Genomic DNA, 18,986 nt, shown 5'->3' with positions numbered 1-18,986 from the left:
ACCCCGCAAAACGGACACCCCCCTCCCTTTCCGTTAAAATCTCTGGTTTAGCACTTCGCTCCACGGCCACCCCGGCGCGCTTCGGCGTTCACGGCGCGGCCCCATGCCCGAAAGGCACTTCATGCTCACGTTTCAGCAAATCATCCTGACAATGCAGTCGTACTGGGACAAGCAGGGTTGCGCGTTGCTCCAGCCAATCGACATGGAAGTCGGCGCGGGCACGTCCCACGTCCATACTTTCCTGCGCGCGATCGGCCCCGAGCCGTGGCGCGCGGCGTACGTGCAACCGTCGCGCCGTCCGAAAGACGGCCGCTACGGCGAGAACCCGAACCGTCTGCAGCACTACTACCAGTACCAGGTGGTGCTCAAGCCGGCGCCGGAAAATATCCTCGACCTGTACCTCGGCTCGCTCGAAGCCCTCGGCTTCGACCTGAAGCAGAACGACGTGCGCTTCGTGGAAGACGACTGGGAAAACCCCACGCTCGGCGCCTGGGGTCTCGGCTGGGAAGTGTGGCTGAACGGCATGGAAGTGACCCAGTTCACCTACTTCCAGCAGGTTGGCGGTCTGGACTGCAAGCCGGTGCTCGGCGAAATCACGTATGGCCTCGAGCGCCTCGCCATGTATTTGCAGAAGGTCGAAAACGTCTACGACCTGGTCTGGACGGAGTGGGAAGAGCAAGGCCCGAACGGCCCCGAACTGCGTCGCCTGACTTATGGCGACGTCTACCATCAGAACGAAGTCGAACAGTCCGCCTACAACTTCGAGCACGCGAACGTCGAGTTGCTGTTCTCGATCTTCAACAGCTACGAAGCCGAAGCCAAACGCATGATCGAAGCGCAGATCGCGCTGCCCGCCTATGAGCTGGTGCTGAAAGCCGGCCACACGTTCAACCTGCTCGACGCGCGCGGCGCCATTTCGGTCACGGAACGCGCGGCATATATCGGCCGCATTCGTGCGCTGTCGAAGCTGGTCGCCCAGGCTTACTACGATTCGCGCGAGAAGCTCGGTTTCCCGATGCTCGGCAATCCGGTGCACGGCGTACCCGGCCTCACGACTGACGAACAGGACGCCGCCATGCCCGCATGGGCGCCGCCGCTGAAAGTCGAACGCAAGATCGACCAGGACTGACGAGAACATCAAGAAATGACTCAACCCCATCAAGCTACCCTGCTCGTCGAGCTGCTGACCGAAGAATTGCCGCCGAAAGCGCTCGCGCGTCTCGGCGACGCCTTCGCTGAAGGCATTGCGCAGCGCCTCGCGGCGCGCGACCTGGTCGAAGGCGAATTGTCGTTCGAACGTTATGCCACGCCGCGCCGCCTCGCCGTCACGATCAAGAACGTGCGCGCGGTCGCGCCGGAAAAACACGTGCGTGAAAAAGTGCTGCCGGTTTCCGTCGCGTTGGATAAAGACGGCCAGCCCACCGCGCCGCTCGCCAAGAAACTCGCCGCGCTCGGCTTCCCCGATTTTTCGGTGAACGACCTGGAGCGCGCACAGGACGGCAAGGCTGAAGCGTTCTTCCTGCGCTATGCCGCGCCCGGCGCCACGCTCGCCGAAGGCCTGCAAAGCGCGCTCGACGAAACGCTCGCCAGGCTGCCCATTCCGAAGGTCATGACGTATCAGCGTCCGGACGGCACCAACGTGCAATTCGTGCGTCCGGCGCATCGCCTCATCGCGCTGCATGGCGAACAGATCGTGCCGGTGAGCGCGCTCGGCATCGACGCCGACGACACCACGCTCGGCCACCGTTTCCTCTCCGAAGGTTTCGTGCAGATCCAGCACGCGGATTCGTACGCCGAGACGCTGCTGCACAAAGGCCGCGTAGTGGCGAATTTCTCCGATCGAAAGGAGACCATCCGCACGCATCTGCTCGCGCAAGCAAACGGCGACCAGGTGGTGATGCCGGAATCGCTGCTGGACGAAGTGACGTCGCTGGTCGAATGGCCGGTGGTTTATGCGTGCCGTTTCGAGGACGAATTCCTGCAAGTGCCGCAGGAATGCCTGATCCTCACCATGCAGACCAACCAGAAATACTTCGCGCTGACCGATGCGAACGGCAAGCTGCGCTCGCGCTTCCTGATCGTGTCGAATATCGAAACGTCCACGCCGGGCGATATCGTGGAAGGCAACGAGCGCGTGGTGCGTCCGCGTCTGGCCGACGCGAAGTTCTTCTTCGAGCAGGACAAGAAGAAGACGCTCGCCGATCGCGTGCCGCTGCTCGCGAACGTCGTGTATCACAACAAGCTGGGCTCGGCACTGCAACGCGTGGAGCGCGTCGAAGCGCTGGCCGGCGCGATTGCCGGACTGATCGGCGCGGACGTGGCGCTCGCGAAGCGCGCCGCGCGCCTCGCCAAGGCCGATCTGATCACCGACATGGTCGGCGAATTCCCCGAGCTGCAAGGCACGATGGGCACCTACTACGCGCGCCACGACGGCGAGCCGGAAGAAGTCGCGCTCGCGTGCTCGGAACACTATCAGCCGCGTTTCTCCGGCGACGCATTGCCCGCTACCGCAACCGGCACCGTCGTCGCGCTGGCCGACAAGCTCGAAACGCTGGTCGGCATCTGGGGCATCGGCCTGCAACCCACCGGCGAGAAAGACCCGTTCGCGTTGCGCCGTCACGCGCTCGGCGTGCTGCGCATTCTGGTCGAGAAGCAACTGCCGGTCGACTTCGTCGAACTGCTGCGCAACGCTTACGCGCAATTCGCCGCGGTGCCGAACGTCGTCGATTCGACGCAAGCCATTTACGAGTTCAGCATGGACCGGCTGCGCGGTCTGCTGCGCGAGCGCGGCTATGCGCCGGGCGAAATCGACGCGGTGCTGGCGCTGAACCCCACGCGCCTGGACGACATCGTCGCGCGTCTGGATGCAGTGCGCGAATTCGCGTCGCTGGCTGAAGCGGCTTCGCTCGCGGCGGCCAACAAGCGCATCTCGAACATCCTGAAGAAGTCGGAAGGCGCGGCGACCGGCGGTGTGCAGGTCACGCTGCTCGTCGAAGCGGCGGAAAAAGCCCTGCATGCGCAACTCGAACAGGTCGCGCCGCGCGTGCAGTCGCAACTGGCCGCGCGCGACTATACGGGTGCGCTGACCGCGCTCGCCGCGTTGCGCGAACCGGTCGACACGTTCTTCAACGACGTGATGGTCAACGCCGAAGATCCCGCGTTGCGCGCCAACCGTCTGGCCTTGCTCGGCGCACTGCATCAGCAGATGAACTGCGTCGCCGACATTTCCCGACTCGCCGCCTGAGCCCCGCGCCATGCCGACCAAAAAAGTGGTGATCCTCGACCGCGACGGCGTGATCAACGTCGACTCCGACGCGTTCATCAAGTCGCCGGACGAATGGGTCGCCCTGCCCGGTGCGCTGGAAGCCATCGCGCGTCTGAACCAGGCGGGCTACCGCGTGGCGATCGCGACCAACCAGTCGGGCATCGGCCGCGGCCTGTTCGACATGAACGCGCTCAATGCAATGCACCTGAAGATGCATCGCATGGCGGCCGCCGTCGGCGGGCGCATCGACGCGGTGTTCTTCTGCCCGCACACGGCGGAGGACCACTGCGAATGCCGCAAGCCGAAGCCCGGCATGCTGAAGATGATCACGGAGCGCTTCGAGGTCGATCCGGAAAATACGCCGGTAGTGGGCGACGCCATGCGCGATCTGCAAGCCGGCGCGGCGCTCGGCCATCCGGTTCACCTGGTGCTGACGGGCAAGGGCCGCAAAACGCTCGCGGCCGGCGGCTTGCCCGAAGGCACGATCGTGCACGACGACCTGCGTGCGTTCGCGCTCGACTTCCTCGCCGACGCTCAAGAGTGACGCGCGCCACGCGCGTCCCCATTCCTCACTGACCACGCCGATGCGCTTCATCCGTTCTTTGCTTCTGCTGATCTACTTCGTTCTGTTCACGGTGCCGTACGCGACTGCATGCTTCATCGCATTTCCGTTCATGCGCGCCGACAAGCGCTACTGGATGGCCGCCGGCTGGTGTCGCGCCACGCTGCATACGGTGCGCTGGCTGAACGGTATCCGCTACCGGATCGAGGGCATGGAGAACCTCCCCGACGGTCCCGCCGTGCTGCTCTCCAAGCATCAATCGGCATGGGAAACGCTGGCGTTTCCGGCGTTGATGCCGCGGCCGCTGTGCTACGTGTTCAAGCGTGAATTGCTGTACGTGCCGTTTTTCGGCTGGGCGCTCGGCCTGCTGAAGATGGTTCACATCGATCGCAAGGAAGGCAAGTACGCGTTCGAATCCGTCATTAAACAAGGCAAGGCGCGCATGGCGGAAGGCGCGTGGGTCATCATGTTTCCGGAAGGCACACGCACCCGCACCGGCACGCAAGGCAAGTACAAAACCGGTGGCGCGCGTTTCGCGATAGCGACCGGCGCACCGGTCGTGCCGATCGCACACAACGCAGGACGTGTGTGGCCTCGCAACTCGTTTCTCAAATATGCGGGTATAGTCACAGTGTCGATCGGCAAGCCGATCGAGACGACGGGGCTCACGCCCGATGAAGTGAACACGCGCGTCGAACGGTGGATCGAAGCTGAAATGCGTCGCATCGATCCTACCGCGTACCGCGCGGCGGAAAGCAGTTCCGCCGCCGCACCAATCTGACGCGCCCACGCCCTCGAAGGCGTATTAGCGCGAAGCCGAATCCGATGCAGAAGTCTCCTACGCCGCAGCCCGCTGCGGCGCTCGATAACCGGCAACTCGATCTCCCGCTCTTCGCCGAGCCGGGGTCGACGTCGTCGTCTCCTTCACCTTCCGCACCAACGCCCGGCGCTTCGCAGAGCTCGCCAGGCGGCCAGCAAGCGGCCGTGCCGCCCGCACCGGATGGCAGCAAGCTGCGCAGCCTCGCAATCGGCTCGCGCACGCTCCATTACGTCCTCAAGCGTTCGGCGCGCCGCTCGATCGGATTTGCGATCGACAGCACCGGCCTGACGATCACAGCACCGCGTTGGGTCACGCTCGCCGATATCGAAACCGCGATCACCGAAAAGCAGCGCTGGATTTTCACGAAGCTGATCGAATGGCAAACGCGTGTCGAGCAGCGCGCATTGCCGAAGGTCGACTGGAAAGACGGCGCCGAAGTGCCGTATCTCGGTCAGCCCGTGCGCGTGAAGCTCGGCTCGCCGCAAGGCACGCTCGCGTTCAGCGCGGAAGACGCGGCACTGCAAGTGCCGTTGCCGTTGCAAGCAGACCCGCAGCAGATCAAGGACCGCGTGCAAGGCTGGCTGCAAGGCGAAGCAAAGCGCCTGTTCGGCGAGCGGCTCGCCATTTACGCGGAAAAGCTGGGCGTGAACTATCGCGCGTACGCGCTTTCTTCAGCGGCGACGCGTTGGGGCAGTTGTTCGAGTGACGGCAAGATTCGCCTGAACTGGCGGCTGATTCACTTTCCGCTTTCCATCATCGATTACGTGGTCGCTCACGAACTCGCCCATCTGCGTGAAATGAATCACAGCCCGCGTTTCTGGCAAACCGTCGAATCGATTTTTCCGGAGTTCCGCGAGGCGCGGCAGACGTTGAAGTCGCATCCGCCGGAATTGCTGCCGACGCTTTAAGGCCTCGGGCCTGGCACCTCGCGCCTTGAAGCCGGCGCTTCAACTTCAAACTGAAGCGCCGGCTTCTCACACTCTGCCGCTCATTCCGAGCAGAACGTTTCCTGCAGATGACGCCACGTCACCTTGCCGTGCGCGTTGAGATCCATCACCGCCGTGGAGCGCCGCACGTTTGCGTTGCCGGTGTTGTCGCGCTGATACTCGCGATATTTCACCACCGCCCCTGACGGATATTCGGCGACGATCTCCTTGTCGCGGATGCTGATTTGCGAGCCTGGACGCGTGCCGCGCAGCTTCGAGAATGTCTCGCGCAAGCCGGCATAATCCAGTGCGATGCCTGACGTCATGACCAGCGTGAATTGCGGCGCGAAGCGCGCCATGATTCGTTGCAGCGCGCCTTCGTCCGCGGAACCGTCGAACAGGGCCGCGAGTTCGACGTGGATCTCGTCGAGTTCCTTGAAGTAGGGATTGCTGTTATTCATCGTTCGATCTCGCCCCGCCGCCCTGCTTCATTTCTTCTTCTGGATGAACTCGATCTTGTAGCCGTCCGGATCCGTGACGAATGCGATCACGGTCGTGCCGTGCTTCATCGGGCCGGCTTCGCGCACCACCGTGCCGCCTTGTGCCTTGATTCTGTCACATGCGGCGTAGGCGTCGTCCACTTCGACGGCGAGGTGGCCGAAACCGGTGCCGAGGTCGTAAGAAGGCGTGTCCCAGTTGTGGGTGAGTTCGAGCACGGTGCCGTCGCGCTCATCTTCGTAACCGACGAATGCCAGCGTGAATTTGCCGTCCGGATAATCGTCGCGGCGCAGCAGTTTCATGCCGAGCAGTTCGGTGTAAAAGGCAATCGAGCGATCCAGGTCGCCGACCCGGAGCATGGTGTGAAGCAGGCGCATTGTGCACTCCCTGTTGCATGATAGCGAGACCGTAAATGTACCCGGAATCACGCGCCGCTGCAGAGCGTGCCAAACGGAAAGCCGCACTCAGAACTGATGCCGCACGCCTGCCATCAACCCGATCTGCGAGCCCTTCTGCGCAAGCCCGACGCCGTTGACGCCCTGCAGTTGCGCACCGATCAGATCGCCACGATAGATCGAATAATCGCCTTCCAGATAGATGTCGGTGCGTCTGGACAGGTTGTAGTCCGCCACCAGTTGGTACTGCCAGGCCGAGCCGTCCTGCGCCGCCGTCTTGCCGTCCTGCAGCGTGCGCCAGACGTTCGCTGCAAAGTGCCACTTGTTGCTCACCTGTTGCGTGATGCCGCCCATGATCATGCGGCGCCGCGCAAAGTCCGTGTACTTGAGAGCCGCCAGCACGGGCGCGGTGAACGGCCCGTTGGCGAAATTCGAAAAGCCCGCGTCGTTCTGATTGACGATGTAGCCGGCGGAAAAGCGCGTCAGATTCCACGTGTACGCGCCGCCGAAGGTCCATGTCTTCGCCGCCGCGCCGTTGACGGAATCCTTCGACTCCTCGTACGCGCCGCCCAGGCTGAACGGACCGCCTTCCGGTTTATAAGCCGCGGCCGCGCCGATCTGACTGCCGTAGGAATTGCCCGCGTTGCCGCCGAATGCGTAGCCGGCCGCGAACGTGAAGCCGTTATATCTCGCCTGATATTGCACCTGGTTGCTGGTCCAGATGCCGCCCGTCATCGTCACTTCAGGTTGAAAGCTGAAGTCGTATGGGATCCAGGAATTGCTGCCGTAGCCGGCCACCGTGACGCCTTCGATCACGACGTTGTACTGACGACCGAGAATGATCTGACCGTACGAATCGGAGCGCACGCCGACCTGCGCTTCGTTGAAGAACGGCAGTGTGGGATCGCTTTGGCCGCTATTGATATAGATGCGGTTTTCGAGTTTGAAGAAGGTAGACCAGCCGCCGCCCAGATCCTCGACGCCCTTCAATCCCCAGCGGCTCTGCGTCATGCCGCCGTTGCCGAGTCCGATCGACGAATCGCCGGCCGCGTTCGCGTGAGTCAGATAGCGCACGCTTTCGTCGACCACGCCGTACAGCGTCACGCTGGATTGCGCGTACGCCATCTGGCACCCCAACGACGCCAACGCCGCGGGCACTGCGGCCGCGGCCCACCTGCCTACGTTCTTCATCGCTTTTCCTCGTACAGGCTCCGCGTTACGCGGATCAGGTTCGTCTGCCGTGGCGGATGGTCCAGCGACACCAGCATGCTGGCCGCCTGTTCTTCGCATTCTTCGTACTGGGAAGCCTTGCACCGCACCGGATGCAGCCGGTGCGAAAGTCCTGATGAAACGTTTGTGGCTGAACCTTAGCGCGAAAAGGCAAGAGTGCGAAATTAGTCTGATAAAGGTGTTGCGCAGGTGTTGTGAAATCAGCAAAAAACTTGCGGCCTGTAAGAAGCACGCGTAGGCGGTGGGGTCATCGGTTGGCGAGGTGGGCAGGTTTGCTATCGTACGACCTGTTCCCGACCCGCCTCCGCCCAATGAGCACCTCCGCACTGCCCGCACGCCGCGCCCCGGATAGCTTCGCCATCCTCCTGATGATCGGCCTGTGCGCGATCTGGGGTCTCCAGCAAGTCGCGATCAAGAGCACCAACGTGGCGCTGCCGCCGGTTTTTCAGGCCGGCCTGCGCTCGGCGATCGCGGCGGTACTGGTATGGGGCTGGGCGCGCTCACGCGGCACGCCGCTCTTTCGCGACGACGGCACCCTGGGCGCCGGCCTGCTCGCGGGCGTGCTGTTCGCCAGCGAGTTCGTGTGCATTTTTCTCGGCCTGACGCTGACCAGCGCGTCGCGCATGGCGGTCTTTCTGTACACCGCGCCGTGCTTCACGGCGCTCGGTCTGCACTGGTTCGTCGACGGCGAACGCATGCGGCGCATTCAGTGGCTCGGCATCTTCGTGGCATTCGCGGGCATGGCGCTCGCGTTCGCGGACGGCTTCCTGCATGGCCGCGCCGCGCAAAGCCCGGTGCTGACGGGTGTCGCCGGCGACGCGCTCGGCGTGCTGGCCGGCATCGCGTGGGCCGCGACCACCGTGGTGGTGCGCGCCACGCGCCTCGCTCATTCGAGCGCCAGCAAGACGCTGTTCTATCAACTGACGGTGTCGGCGGCGGTCCTGCTCGCGCTTGCACTCGCACTCGGCCAGGCGCGCGTGGAAACCGTCACGCCGCTGGCAATGGTGAGCCTCGCGTATCAGGCCGTGGTGGTGGCGTTCGTCAGCTATCTGGTGTGGTTCTGGTTGCTGACGCGCTATATCGCGTCGCGCCTGTCGGTGTTCTCGTTCCTCACGCCGCTATTCGGCGTGACCTTCGGCGTGCTGCTGCTCGGCGAGTCGTTCAGCCTGCGTTTTCTGATGGCTGCGGTGCTGGTGCTGACCGGCATTGCGCTGGTCAACGCGCCGGCAAAGCGGGTGACGGTTTAGGGCAGTGGCGAGATGGGCGATGAATTCGGGGGTAACGAATTCGGGGGCGACGAATTCGCGGGTGATGAATTCGGGCACCGCAACAACGGCTGGCCACTTCGAGCGCAAGCGCGTCGAAGCCGCCAGTTCGCAGCTCAACCGTCCACGCCCACCGCTTAAGCCTTGCTGGCTGCCACGATCTGCGCGACGCGCACGTATTCCGCCACCGGCACGTCTTCGGCACGGCGCTGCAAGTCGAAGCCCAGCCCTTCGAAATCCACCGAATCGCGATACGCGGCAAGCGTGTTGCGCAGCATCTTGCGGCGCTGCGAGAACGCGGCCGTCACCAGTTCACCGAGCACGCGCTCGTCGACGGGCGGCAGTTCATGCAGTTCGTACGGGATCATCCGCACGATCGCCGAATCGACCTTCGGCGGCGGGTTGAACGCTTCGGGCGGCACGTCGAGTTGCTTGTCGATCACGTAGCGGTATTGCAGCATCACCGAGAGACGGCTGAACGCCTTGGTGCCCGGCTCCGCCACCATCCGCTCGACCACTTCGTTCTGCAGCATGAAGTGCTGATCGATCACGCAATGCGCGAACGCCGTGAGATGAAACAGCAAGGGGCTCGAAATGTTGTACGGCAGATTGCCGACAATGCGCAGCGACGCCTTGTCGCCGGGCGCGGCCAGCGAGCCGAAGTCGAACGCGAGCGCGTCACCCGCGTGCAGTTCGAGCAGGTCGCCGAATTTCGTCTTCAGACGGCCGATCAGATCACGATCCAGTTCGACGGCGTGCAACGGCGCTTCCGGCGTCGCCAGACGCTCGATCAGCGGCTCGGTGAGCGCGCCGAGACCCGGCCCGATCTCGACCATGCGCTCGCCGCGCTGCGGCCGGATGACGTCGACGATCGAATCGATCACGCCCATGTCGACCAGAAAATTCTGACCGAAACGCTTGCGCGCGATATGACCTTGGTGCCGGCCCTGTTGCTGTCTGCTGGTGGACATCGAAGAAACGCTAAGAAAGAGAACTGCTTGGGAAAAAAAGAACCTGCTGCTCGATGCGCTTGGTTGCGCGGGCGCGCCGTGCCGCACCTGCTGCCCGCGGCAGCGTATAAAACGCGCAACGAACGCGCAACGAACGTGCAAGGCGCCGCGGCGCCGAATCAGCCCGCGCGGCGATGCTGCGCCATCGACACCGCCGTATCGATCGCAGCGATCAGGCTGCCCGCGTCGGCGCGGCCCGTGCCCGCCAGGTCGAGCGCGGTGCCGTGATCGACCGAAGTGCGGATGATCGGCAAGCCGAGCGTGACATTGATGCCTTCGCCGAACGTGGCGTACTTCAACACCGGCAGACCCTGGTCGTGGAACATGGCCAGCACGCAGTCGGCCTGCTCCAGGTAACGCGGCTGGAACAGCGTGTCGGCCGGGTACGGGCCGCGCGCGTCGATGCCTTGAGCGTCCGCGAGCTTTAGCGCCGGCGTGATGACCTCGATTTCCTCGCGGCCAAGATAACCGTTTTCGCCCGCGTGCGGGTTCAGCCCGGTCACGAGAATACGCGGCGCCGGCAAGCCGAAGTGATGCCGCAAATCGTGATCGATGATGCGAAGCGTTTCGAGAATGCCTTCGATCGACAGCGCGGCGGAAACATCCTTGAGCGGCAGATGCGTGGTTGCCAGCGCGACCCGCAACGGCCGCTTGCCGGTGCCGGCCAGCATCATCACCACGCGCGGCGTATGCGTGCGCTCGGCCAGATATTCGGTGTGGCCGGTGAACGGCACGCCGGCGTCGTTGATGGTGCTCTTTTGCAGCGGCGCGGTCACGATCGCGTCGAAGGTGCCGGCCACCGCTGCGTCGATTGCGCTGTCGAGCAGATCGAGCACGTAGCGGCCGTTGGCCGCGTTCAGCTTGCCCGCGACCGCAGGCGCCGCAAGCGGCCGGTGTTGCAGGCGCACGCGCTTGCCGTCCGCCACCAGCGCGCGCCAATCGACACCCACGGCGCGCGCGCGTTCGGCCAGCAGGTCCGCGTCGCCCAGCACGATGAACTGCGCGTGGGGCCAATGCGCCGCCGCGCCGGCGAGCGCCTGCGCCGTCAGCTCGGGGCCGACGCCGGCGGGCTCGCCGGTCGTGATCGCGATCTGCAACGGTGGGCGGACGGACTGGGCGGCGGTTGTCATGACGGTTATTGCGTGCTCGACAGCGTGGGCTTCACTTCGACATACGCGGTGTCGCGCAGTTCGCGCAACCAGTCGGCGTAGGCCTGTTCCGCCTTGCGCTGGCCGATGGCCTGGCGCGCCAGATCCATCTGCTGCGCGACCGAGCCTTCGGATTCGCGGCGGCCCAGCACCTGAATCAGGTGGTAGCCATATTCGCTGCGAACCGGGTCGCTGATCTGGCCGTCCTGCAGGCTGTTCATCGCGCGCTCGAATTCCGGCACCGTCTCGCCCGGGCTGATCCAGCCGAGGTCACCGCCTTGCGACGACGAACCGTCTTGCGAGTAGGTGTGCGCGAATTTGGCGAAGTCGCCGCCCGCGGCGATCTCGTTCTTGATTTCGAGCAGCTTCTGGCGCGCCTGCGGCTCCGACATGCCGTCGCCGACGCGCAGCAGAATGTGACGCACGTGCGTTTGCACGAGCTTCGGCGCATCCGAGCTGGTGCCCTGCCCCGCGCGGCGATCGACTAGCCGCACGATCTCGAAACCGTCGCTGGTGCGGATCAGATCCGGATTGACCTCGCCCGGGCGCAGTGCCGATGCAGCCTTGACGAATTCAGGCGGCAGTTTGGACGGCGAAACGAAACCCGTGTCCCCGCCTTTCGATGCATCCGGCGCTTGCGAATTCGACTTCGCCAGCTTTTCGAAGTTGGCGCCGCCCTTGGCCTCGGCGAGCAACGCCTGAGCCTTCCGCTGTGCCGCTTCGATATCGGTTTCGGACGCGTTCAGCGGCGCCTTCAGAAAAATGTGCTGCAAATGCAGGTCGCTCGTCAGGCCGGCGTTCGGGCCGCGCTGGCTGGCAATGTAGTTCGCGACTTCGGCGTCCGAGACCGTGACCTTGCTGTCCACTTCCTTCTCGCGCAGGCGCGAGAGCGTGAGTTCGGTCCGCGCGTCGCTGGTGAACGTGGTCCAGGGCACGCCTTGCGCCTCGATCCGCGAGCGGTACACGTCGAGTGTCAGGTTGTTCGCCGCGGCAAGCCGTTCGAGCGTTTTTTGCACGGTGGCGTCGTCGATAGTGATGCCGTCTTCTTTCGCCTTCTGCAACTGGATGCGTTCCAGCACCATCTGGTTGAGCACCTGCTGGCGCAGCTGGTCCATTGGCGGGACCGGCGCGTTCTGCTGGTTCAGGCGGCGGGTGATCAGGCCCATGCGTTCGTCGAGTTCGCGCCGCGTGATGACACCGTTGTTGACCACTGCGGCAATGGTGTCGACCGTCTGGCCGCCACTGCCGGAGAGCGCTTGCGCCTGCACCGGCGCAACCGACAGGAAAGACGCCGCGGCCGCAAGACCGGCCGCAAGCGTTGCCAAGCGAAGCTTTTTCATGATTGCCACAGATACTCCAATGATGTCGGGCGCGCCTGGCCCGTCTTTTCGCACTTTATAAATGATCGGGCGAGCGTCATTCGTAATTGGTGAAACGCGATTCCGGCGGCGGCGGCGGCGGCAACGGCGTGTAGCCCGCCACGCTGCTGCGGAACGCGGTCATCAGCCCGTTGTCGACGCTCGACAAGCCCTTGAACGTCAACTGCGCGAGAAACCGCGTGCTCGACTGATTCTGCCCGGAGGTGTTCAGGCCGTTCGCATAGCGCTGGATCCCGGCGCCGAGCGTCCAGCAGTCGGCGTCGTATTGCAGGCCGACCAGGCCGTCGACGATCCGGTGCCCGCCCAGGTCGTAATTGAAACGGCCGACCCCGTACACGCGGTGCGCGAGCGGCCATTGGCCCGAAATCAGCACCTGATTGATCGGCGTGTTGTCCAGCGTGGTGTTCGCGCGGGTGTAGCGGTACGCGACGTTGATCACCTTGCCGGTGGCCGGACTGAACCCGAAGCCGACGCTCGTCTTCACCAACTGGTTGTTGTCGGCATTATATTGGAACGCCGTTTCCGAAGCGAAACCGGCGCCGAGCTTGAGGGACGCACCCGCGATCAGGTCCGAATGGGTGGCCTGCGCGCTGGTTTGAGTCGACTGCAGCGTGACCCGCTGATCCTGAAAGTAATACTGCTGCGCGATCACGAAACGCGCCCGTTCGTCGCCCGTGGCCGCGTCGATGAAACGCGTGGTGAGGGCGGCCGTCAGGCGGTTCGCGTCGGCGATCCGGTCATTGCCGACGAAGGTGTTCGGCGTGAAGATCTCCGCCAGCCCGAAATCCGAATCGGCGGTGTCGAACAGCGGTGCCGACTGCTGGTTGCGATACGGCGTGTACACGTAGTACAGGCGCGGCTCGAGCGTCTGGATGTAATCCTGACCGAAGATCCGTACCGAGCGGTCGAAGACCAGTCCCGTATCGAACGTGAGGGTGGGGATCGATTCGGTAAAGTTTTTCGGCGTGCCGGCCGCGACGTCGGCGTCGCTCAGGTGGTTCAGGTTGTACGACGCAAAGTGCCATTGCACCTTCGGCGTGACGAAGTAACCCGGCCCGACCACCGAATACGACAGGTACGGGTTGAACATCACCCGCTGACCCTGGGTCATGTCCGCGGTGGTGATGCGGAAATTCGAGTAGTCGGCTTCCGCGCCGTAGTCGAAGCCGCCGACGTTGTACTTCGCGTACTTCACGTTCAACTGCGGCTCGCGGCCGTACGGCGCCACGGACGGCGTGAGCGTCTGCCAGTGCTGTTCACGCGCGAGCACCGACCACGGACCGTTGTTGTAGGTCAACCCGGCTTCCTGCTGATACAGGAGCTGGGTGCCGTTCATGAACTGGTTGACCGACGACGACAGGTCTTCCGGATACGTGTTGTCCGAGACCTTGTTGTAGTAGATGTAGCCGCCGAACCCGTTGCCGAAGTTCTGGTTGTGCTGGATATACAGCGCGTAGCGGTTGGTCTTGGTCAGGTGATCGTCCGGCAGGAATTCGCCGGTGATCGAGCCGGAATACGTGGGCGACAGATAGCGGAACGTGGACTGCAACTGCACACCGCGCTTGGAGATCAGACGCGGCGTGAGCGTCAGATCGCGATTCGGCGCGATGTTGAAGTAATACGGCACCGACAGTTCGAAGCCGTTCGACGAACTCAGCGAGAACGTGGGCGGCAGCACCCCGCTGCGCCGTTCGCCCGAGAGCGGGAACGACAGCCAGGGCGAAGCGAACACCGGAAAGCCCTGGAAGAACAGCACGCCGTTATGGGCGACGCCTTCGTCCGCGCCGGTGTCGAAATCGAACTCGCTGCCCTTGATGTACCAGGCCGGATCGTCCGCGCACGCGCACGCCGTGTAGGTGCCTTTGGTGAAGACCGAGCGTTCGTTGTCGAGCAGGTCGACGCGCTCCGCGCTGCCCGAGCCGCCCGTCACGTTGAAGTGGTACTTCGGCGCGGTCATGAAGCCTTCGCTCGAATCCACGCGCATATGCGCTTCGGGCCCGACGAACGAATTGCCGTTGTTGACCACGTGGACCGAGCCGTACGCGTCGGCCATGTCCGTGTCCTGGTCGTAATGCAGCGCGTCGGCCTTGATGACGACCGTATTGCGGCGCACTTCGGCCGAGCCCTTGGCGGCCATGTCCTGGTCGGTGGTGCCGCTCGTGGTGTCGCCGAGCACGAACGTGGCCGGCTTCTGGCCGGGCTGCAGCGGACGTTCTTCGAGCTGCGGAGCGAGCTGCATACCCCAGGGCGCGTCGATCGGTTGCGGCTGCGCAGCTTCCCCCACCAGCTGGGCGTGCGCAAGCGCGGGCATCAGGCCCGGAACGGCGATCAACGCCGCGACGAGCCGCCTTTTGCGCGGCACTACGGCACAAGAGGGAGTCGTTTGGGAAAGCTGTCTAGGCGGCATGTATCGTTTGGCGAATCGGCCAGTCCGTCAGCTTCTGCAGTCACGGTCCACCGCCTGCACACCCCGACCGTGACAGTCGGCTGCACATCAATATTTACAATCTGTAGAACGATGAGGCGGGCGGTAAAGCGGAATACGCGAAAGCCGGCGTGAGCCGCGTCAAAAAAGTCGTGGGGTATTATATGGCAAGACGTTGCCCCTCTGAATTTGCCGCCGGTTTTCATGACGCTGCCCCCACTCCAAGACTCCACCGACACCCGTCTCGAACTGCTCGAAGCCTGGCTGCAAGGCCACGCGGCGCGCTATGCGCTCGAGCTCGACACCCTCGTTCCGGCTTCGTCCGACGCCAGTTTCCGCCGCTATTTCCGGCTCGCCGGTAAGGCGGCGGAAGGCGAAAGCGGTGCCACGCTGATCGCCGTCGACGCCCCGCCGCCCGAAAAGTGCCGCGAGTTCGTGCAGGTCGCGCAATTGCTCGAAGCCGCCGGCGTGCACGTGCCGGGTGTGCTGGAGGTCGATTTCGAGGCCGGCTTCATGCTCGTCACGGATCTGGGCACCGCTTCGTACCTTGGCGCGCTGACCGAAGCGCAAAACCCGGACAACCCACAGGACGACCCGCACCGCGCCCGCACGCTAATGCGCGACGCGCTCGACGCGCTGATCCGCTGGCAACTCACTTCGCGCGAAGGCGTGCTGCCGCCCTTCGACGAAGCCTTCCTGCGCCGTGAGATGGAGTTGATGCCGGAGTGGTTTCTCGGCCGGCATCTGGGCCGCGAGGCCGACGAAAAAACCCGTGGCGTGCTGGACCGCACGTTCGCGCTGCTGATCGCGAGCGCCCGCGCGCAGCCGCAGATGTTCATGCTGCGCGACTTCATGCCGCGCAATCTGATGGTCGCCGCCGGGCCCGCGCCGGTCAACCCGGGCGTGCTGGACTTCCAGGACGCGGTGTACGGCCCGATCACCTACGACGTCGCCTCCCTGTTGCGCGACGCGTTCCTGAGCTGGGACGAGGAATTCGAGCTGGATTGCTTCGTGTACTACTGGGAGCGGGCCAGAAAAGCCGGTCTGCCGGTCGATCCCGATTTCGGCGAGTTCTACCGCCAGCTCGAATGGATGGGTCTGCAACGGCACATCAAGGTGCTGGGCCTCTTCTGCCGGATCAACTATCGCGACGGCAAACCGCACTACATGAAGGACCTGCCGCGTTTCATCGGCTATGCGCGCAAGGTCGCCGAACGCTATGCGCCGCTGCGTCCGTTCGCGAGGCTGCTCGACGATCTCGAAGGCCGCGCGAATGAAGTCGGCTACACCTTCTGACCGATGACGATGTCCGTGAAGAAAGCAATGATTTTCGCCGCAGGCCGCGGCGAGCGCATGCGGCCGCTGACCGACACGCGTCCCAAGCCTTTGCTCGAAGTGGGCGGCAAGCCGCTGATCGTCTGGCAGATCGAACGGCTCGCGCAGGCGGGCTTTCGAACCATCGTGATCAACCACGCGTGGCTCGGCGAGCAGATCGAAGCCACCCTCGGCAACGGCTCGCGCTGGCAGGTGGCGTTGCGCTACTCGCCCGAGCGCGAGGCGCTGGAGACGGCGGGCGGCATCGTGCAGGCGTTGCCGCTGCTCGAAGATAGCGGCGCGAGTGAAGTGTTCGTCGCGGTCAGCGGCGATGTGTATGCGGACTTCGATTACGCCACGTTGAATGCGCGCGCGGAGAAGCTCGCCGCATTGCCCGAACCGGGCATGCATCTCGTGATGGTGCCTAATCCGGCGTTTCATCCTGAAGGCGACTTCGGTCTGGCTGACGGCGCGCTGTCGCTCGAAGCGCAGCCGCGCTTCACGTTCGGCAACATCGGTCTTTACGACACCCGCATGTTCCGTGATTTGCCGCGCGACACGCGGCGCGCGCTCACGCCGTATTACCGCGAGACGATTGCACGCGGTCTGGCGAGTGGCGAGTTGTACGAGGGCTTGTGGGAGAACGTCGGCACGCCCGCTCAGTTGGGGGAACTGGATCAGCGTTTGCGCGCGGCAGGAGCCGGGAGCTAGGCGTTTGGCGTTTGGCGTTTGGCGTTTGGCGTTTGGCGTTTGGCGTTTGGCGTTTGGCGTTTGGCGTTTGGCGTTTGGCGTTTGGCGCCAAAGCCTGGCGCCGCGCCGATTGCCAGGCAACCACACAAAAAATCACCGCAGTAGTCTATCGCCCAGCGTCTCCCGCGCCGACCGTTTCCGCCGATTCCGGCGCCTCTGTCGTGCGCTGCTGCTGCAACGCCCACATCTGCGCGAACAGCCCGTTCGCGCGCAACAGTTCGGCATGCGTGCCGCGCTCGACGATCCGTCCTTTGTCCATCACGATGATCTGCTGCGCATGCACGACGGTCGACAGCCGGTGCGCGATGATCAGCGTGGTGCGCTCGCGGGCGATCTGATCCAGCTCGTGCTGAATGGCCCGCTCGGAACGCGAATCGAGCGCGGAGGTCGCTTCGTCGAACAGCAGAATGGGCGGATTCTTGAGGATGGTCCGCGCAATCGCCACGCGCTGCTTTTCGCCGCCGGACAACTTCAGGCCACGCTCGCCGACCGGCGTGTCATAGCCCTTCGGCAAGCCCTCGATGAACTCGTGAATATGCGCCGCGCGCGCCGCCGCGATCACTTCCTCGCGTGTCGCCGAGGGCCGGCCGTAAGCGATGTTGTAATAGATCGAGTCGTTGAACAGCACCGTATCCTGCGGCACGATCCCGATCGACGCGCGCAGCGAATCCTGCGTGACGTCACGAATATCCTGACCGTCGATCGTGATCGCGCCGCCCGTCGCGCGGTCCAGATCGTAGAAGCGGAACATCAGCCGCGCGAGGGTCGATTTGCCCGAGCCGCTATGGCCGACCACCGCCGTCGTGGTGCCCGCCGCAATGGTGAAGCTCACGTCGTGCAGAATCTGGCGCGCCGGTTCATACGCGAAGTTCACGTGTTCGAAGCGCACCTGAGCGCCGCTCACGCGCAGCGCGGGCGCGCCTTCCAGGTCGGGCACTTCCTGCGCCGCGCCGAGCAGCGTGAACATGCGGTCCATATCGGTGAGACTCTGCTTCAACTCGCGATACACCACGCCGAGAAAATTCAGCGGAATATAAAGCTGCAGCATGAAGGTGTTGATCAGCACCAGATCGCCGAGCGTGAGACGCCCGGCCATCACGCCTTGCGTGGCGCGCCACAGAATGAACACGAGCCCGGTGCCGATGATCGCCTGCTGGCCGAAGTTCAGCGCCGACAGCGAGCGCTGCGACTTGATCGCCGCCGTGCGGTAGCGCTTCAGGTTTTCGTCGTAACGGCTCGCTTCCCACTCTTCGTTGCCGAAGTATTTGACGGTCTCGTAGTTCAGCAGCGAATCGATCGCACGCGAATTCGCCTTCGAATCGAGATCGTTCATGGTGCGGCGAAAATGCGTGCGCCATTCCGTGACCTTCACCGTGAAGACGATGTACACCGCGAGCGCGATGAACGTGACCACCGCGTAATACGCCTCGTATTTGACGACGAAAAAGCCGAGCACGAGCCCGACTTCGACGAGCGTGGGCAGAATGCTGTACAGCGAATACGAGATCAGCTGCGTGATGCCGCGCGTGCCGCGCTCGATATCGCGCGACATGCCGCCGGTCTGCCGTTCGAGATGAAAGCGCAGCGACAGCGCATGCAGATGGCGGAACACTTTCAGCGCCAGTTGCCGCACCGCGCTTTCGGTCACCTTCGAAAACAGGATCTCGCGCAGTTCGGTGAACAGCGACGTGGACAGCCGCACCACCGCATACGCGACCACCATCAGGCCGACGCCGCCCAGCAGGACGATGCCTGGCGAATCGTTGGCGCGGCCGAGCGCGGTGAGATGCTGCACCGAGGCGAGGCTGTCGACGATCCGCTTCATGACGATCGGCACGCCCAGGTTGGCAACCTTCGCGCCGATCAGGCAACTCAGCGCGAAAGCCACCCGCCACTTATACGTGGCGAGATACGGCAGCAGCGGCAGAATCGTCTGCCAGTCGTTGCGCGGCTGGGTGGAGATCGGGGAGAGTTCGGACGAGGGCGTACGGCGCATGGG

16 protein-coding genes are annotated in these 18,986 nt (G+C 63.9%); 8 read left to right on the top strand and 8 right to left on the bottom strand.

Annotated elements, in window-relative coordinates; all coding sequences use genetic code 11:
- Positions 1-121 precede the first annotated feature (121 nt).
- Genes glyQ through BXE_RS02230 form a run of 5 tightly spaced genes read left to right on the top strand, consistent with a single transcriptional unit; the run spans position 122 to position 5,555 of the window.
- Positions 122-1,129 carry a glycine--tRNA ligase subunit alpha gene (gene glyQ, locus BXE_RS02250; protein WP_011486812.1) on the top strand — a complete coding sequence of 336 codons (1,008 nt, stop codon included), beginning with the start codon at positions 122-124 and terminating at the stop codon, positions 1,127-1,129.
- A 15-nt stretch (positions 1,130-1,144) separates the two neighbouring features.
- A complete protein-coding gene (gene glyS, locus BXE_RS02245; RefSeq protein ID WP_011486811.1) occupies positions 1,145-3,244 on the top strand; it encodes a glycine--tRNA ligase subunit beta in 2,100 nt (699 codons plus the stop codon).
- Between the two features lie 10 nt (positions 3,245-3,254).
- Positions 3,255-3,809 carry a D-glycero-beta-D-manno-heptose 1,7-bisphosphate 7-phosphatase gene (gene gmhB / locus BXE_RS02240; protein ID WP_011486810.1) on the top strand — a complete coding sequence of 185 codons (555 nt, stop codon included), beginning with the start codon at positions 3,255-3,257 and terminating at the stop codon, positions 3,807-3,809.
- Positions 3,810-3,849: 40 nt separating this feature from the next.
- Positions 3,850-4,608 carry a lysophospholipid acyltransferase family protein gene (locus BXE_RS02235; protein ID WP_011486809.1) on the top strand — a complete coding sequence of 253 codons (759 nt, stop codon included), beginning with the start codon at positions 3,850-3,852 and terminating at the stop codon, positions 4,606-4,608.
- Between the two features lie 44 nt (positions 4,609-4,652).
- Positions 4,653-5,555 carry a M48 family metallopeptidase gene (locus tag BXE_RS02230; protein ID WP_011486808.1) on the top strand — a complete coding sequence of 301 codons (903 nt, stop codon included), beginning with the start codon at positions 4,653-4,655 and terminating at the stop codon, positions 5,553-5,555.
- Between the two features lie 80 nt (positions 5,556-5,635).
- Here the strand turns inward: BXE_RS02230 and BXE_RS02225 are convergent, their stop codons facing one another.
- The 3 genes from BXE_RS02225 to BXE_RS02215 all read right to left on the bottom strand — a co-directional run bounded on the left by BXE_RS02225 (position 5,636) and on the right by BXE_RS02215 (position 7,657).
- Positions 5,636-6,034 carry a hypothetical protein gene (locus BXE_RS02225; protein ID WP_011486807.1) on the bottom strand — a complete coding sequence of 133 codons (399 nt, stop codon included), beginning with the start codon at positions 6,032-6,034 and terminating at the stop codon, positions 5,636-5,638.
- Between the two features lie 27 nt (positions 6,035-6,061).
- Positions 6,062-6,448 (bottom strand): lactoylglutathione lyase, encoded by a 387-nt coding sequence (gloA, locus tag BXE_RS02220; protein ID WP_007179314.1) that lies wholly within the window; start codon positions 6,446-6,448, stop codon positions 6,062-6,064.
- An 87-nt stretch (positions 6,449-6,535) separates the two neighbouring features.
- Positions 6,536-7,657 carry a porin gene (locus BXE_RS02215; RefSeq protein WP_011486806.1) on the bottom strand — a complete coding sequence of 374 codons (1,122 nt, stop codon included), beginning with the start codon at positions 7,655-7,657 and terminating at the stop codon, positions 6,536-6,538.
- A gap of 350 nt (positions 7,658-8,007) precedes the next feature.
- On the opposite strand from BXE_RS02215, the gene BXE_RS02210 reads away from it, so the two are divergent.
- Entirely contained in the window at positions 8,008-8,943 is a 936-nt protein-coding gene (locus tag BXE_RS02210; protein WP_038456979.1) for a DMT family transporter, read from the top strand.
- 155 nt (positions 8,944-9,098) lie between these two features.
- On the opposite strand, the gene rsmA is transcribed toward BXE_RS02210, so the two are convergent.
- The 4 genes from rsmA to BXE_RS02190 all read right to left on the bottom strand — a co-directional run bounded on the left by rsmA (position 9,099) and on the right by BXE_RS02190 (position 14,905).
- Entirely contained in the window at positions 9,099-9,932 is an 834-nt protein-coding gene (gene rsmA, locus BXE_RS02205; RefSeq protein ID WP_011486804.1) for a 16S rRNA (adenine(1518)-N(6)/adenine(1519)-N(6))-dimethyltransferase RsmA, read from the bottom strand.
- Positions 9,933-10,090: 158 nt separating this feature from the next.
- Entirely contained in the window at positions 10,091-11,101 is a 1,011-nt protein-coding gene (pdxA, locus tag BXE_RS02200; protein WP_011486803.1) for a 4-hydroxythreonine-4-phosphate dehydrogenase PdxA, read from the bottom strand.
- 5 nt (positions 11,102-11,106) lie between these two features.
- Complete coding sequence (locus tag BXE_RS02195; protein WP_011486802.1) at positions 11,107-12,468, bottom strand: peptidylprolyl isomerase; 1,362 nt, start codon at positions 12,466-12,468, stop codon at positions 11,107-11,109.
- Positions 12,469-12,535: 67 nt separating this feature from the next.
- The gene (locus BXE_RS02190; protein WP_011486801.1) at positions 12,536-14,905 is read right to left on the bottom strand and encodes an LPS-assembly protein LptD; all 2,370 of its coding nucleotides are present in this window, start codon (positions 14,903-14,905) and stop codon (positions 12,536-12,538) included.
- 222 nt (positions 14,906-15,127) lie between these two features.
- Here BXE_RS02190 and BXE_RS02185 point away from each other — a divergent pair, with 222 nt between their 5' ends.
- The gene (locus BXE_RS02185) at positions 15,128-16,219 is read left to right on the top strand and encodes an aminoglycoside phosphotransferase family protein (RefSeq protein ID WP_011486800.1); all 1,092 of its coding nucleotides are present in this window, start codon (positions 15,128-15,130) and stop codon (positions 16,217-16,219) included.
- Between the two features lie 3 nt (positions 16,220-16,222).
- Entirely contained in the window at positions 16,223-16,948 is a 726-nt protein-coding gene (gene murU / locus BXE_RS02180) for an N-acetylmuramate alpha-1-phosphate uridylyltransferase MurU (protein WP_011486799.1), read from the top strand.
- Between the two features lie 145 nt (positions 16,949-17,093).
- Here the strand turns inward: murU and BXE_RS02175 are convergent, their stop codons facing one another.
- Positions 17,094-18,983 carry an ABCB family ABC transporter ATP-binding protein/permease gene (locus BXE_RS02175; protein WP_038456981.1) on the bottom strand — a complete coding sequence of 630 codons (1,890 nt, stop codon included), beginning with the start codon at positions 18,981-18,983 and terminating at the stop codon, positions 17,094-17,096.
- Between the last annotated feature and the right edge of the window lie 3 nt (positions 18,984-18,986).

It is taken from the genome of Paraburkholderia xenovorans LB400 (assembly GCF_000013645.1).
Taxonomy (GTDB): Bacteria; Pseudomonadota; Gammaproteobacteria; order Burkholderiales; family Burkholderiaceae; genus Paraburkholderia; species Paraburkholderia xenovorans.
This window is presented reverse-complemented; position numbering and strand designations above follow the sequence as displayed.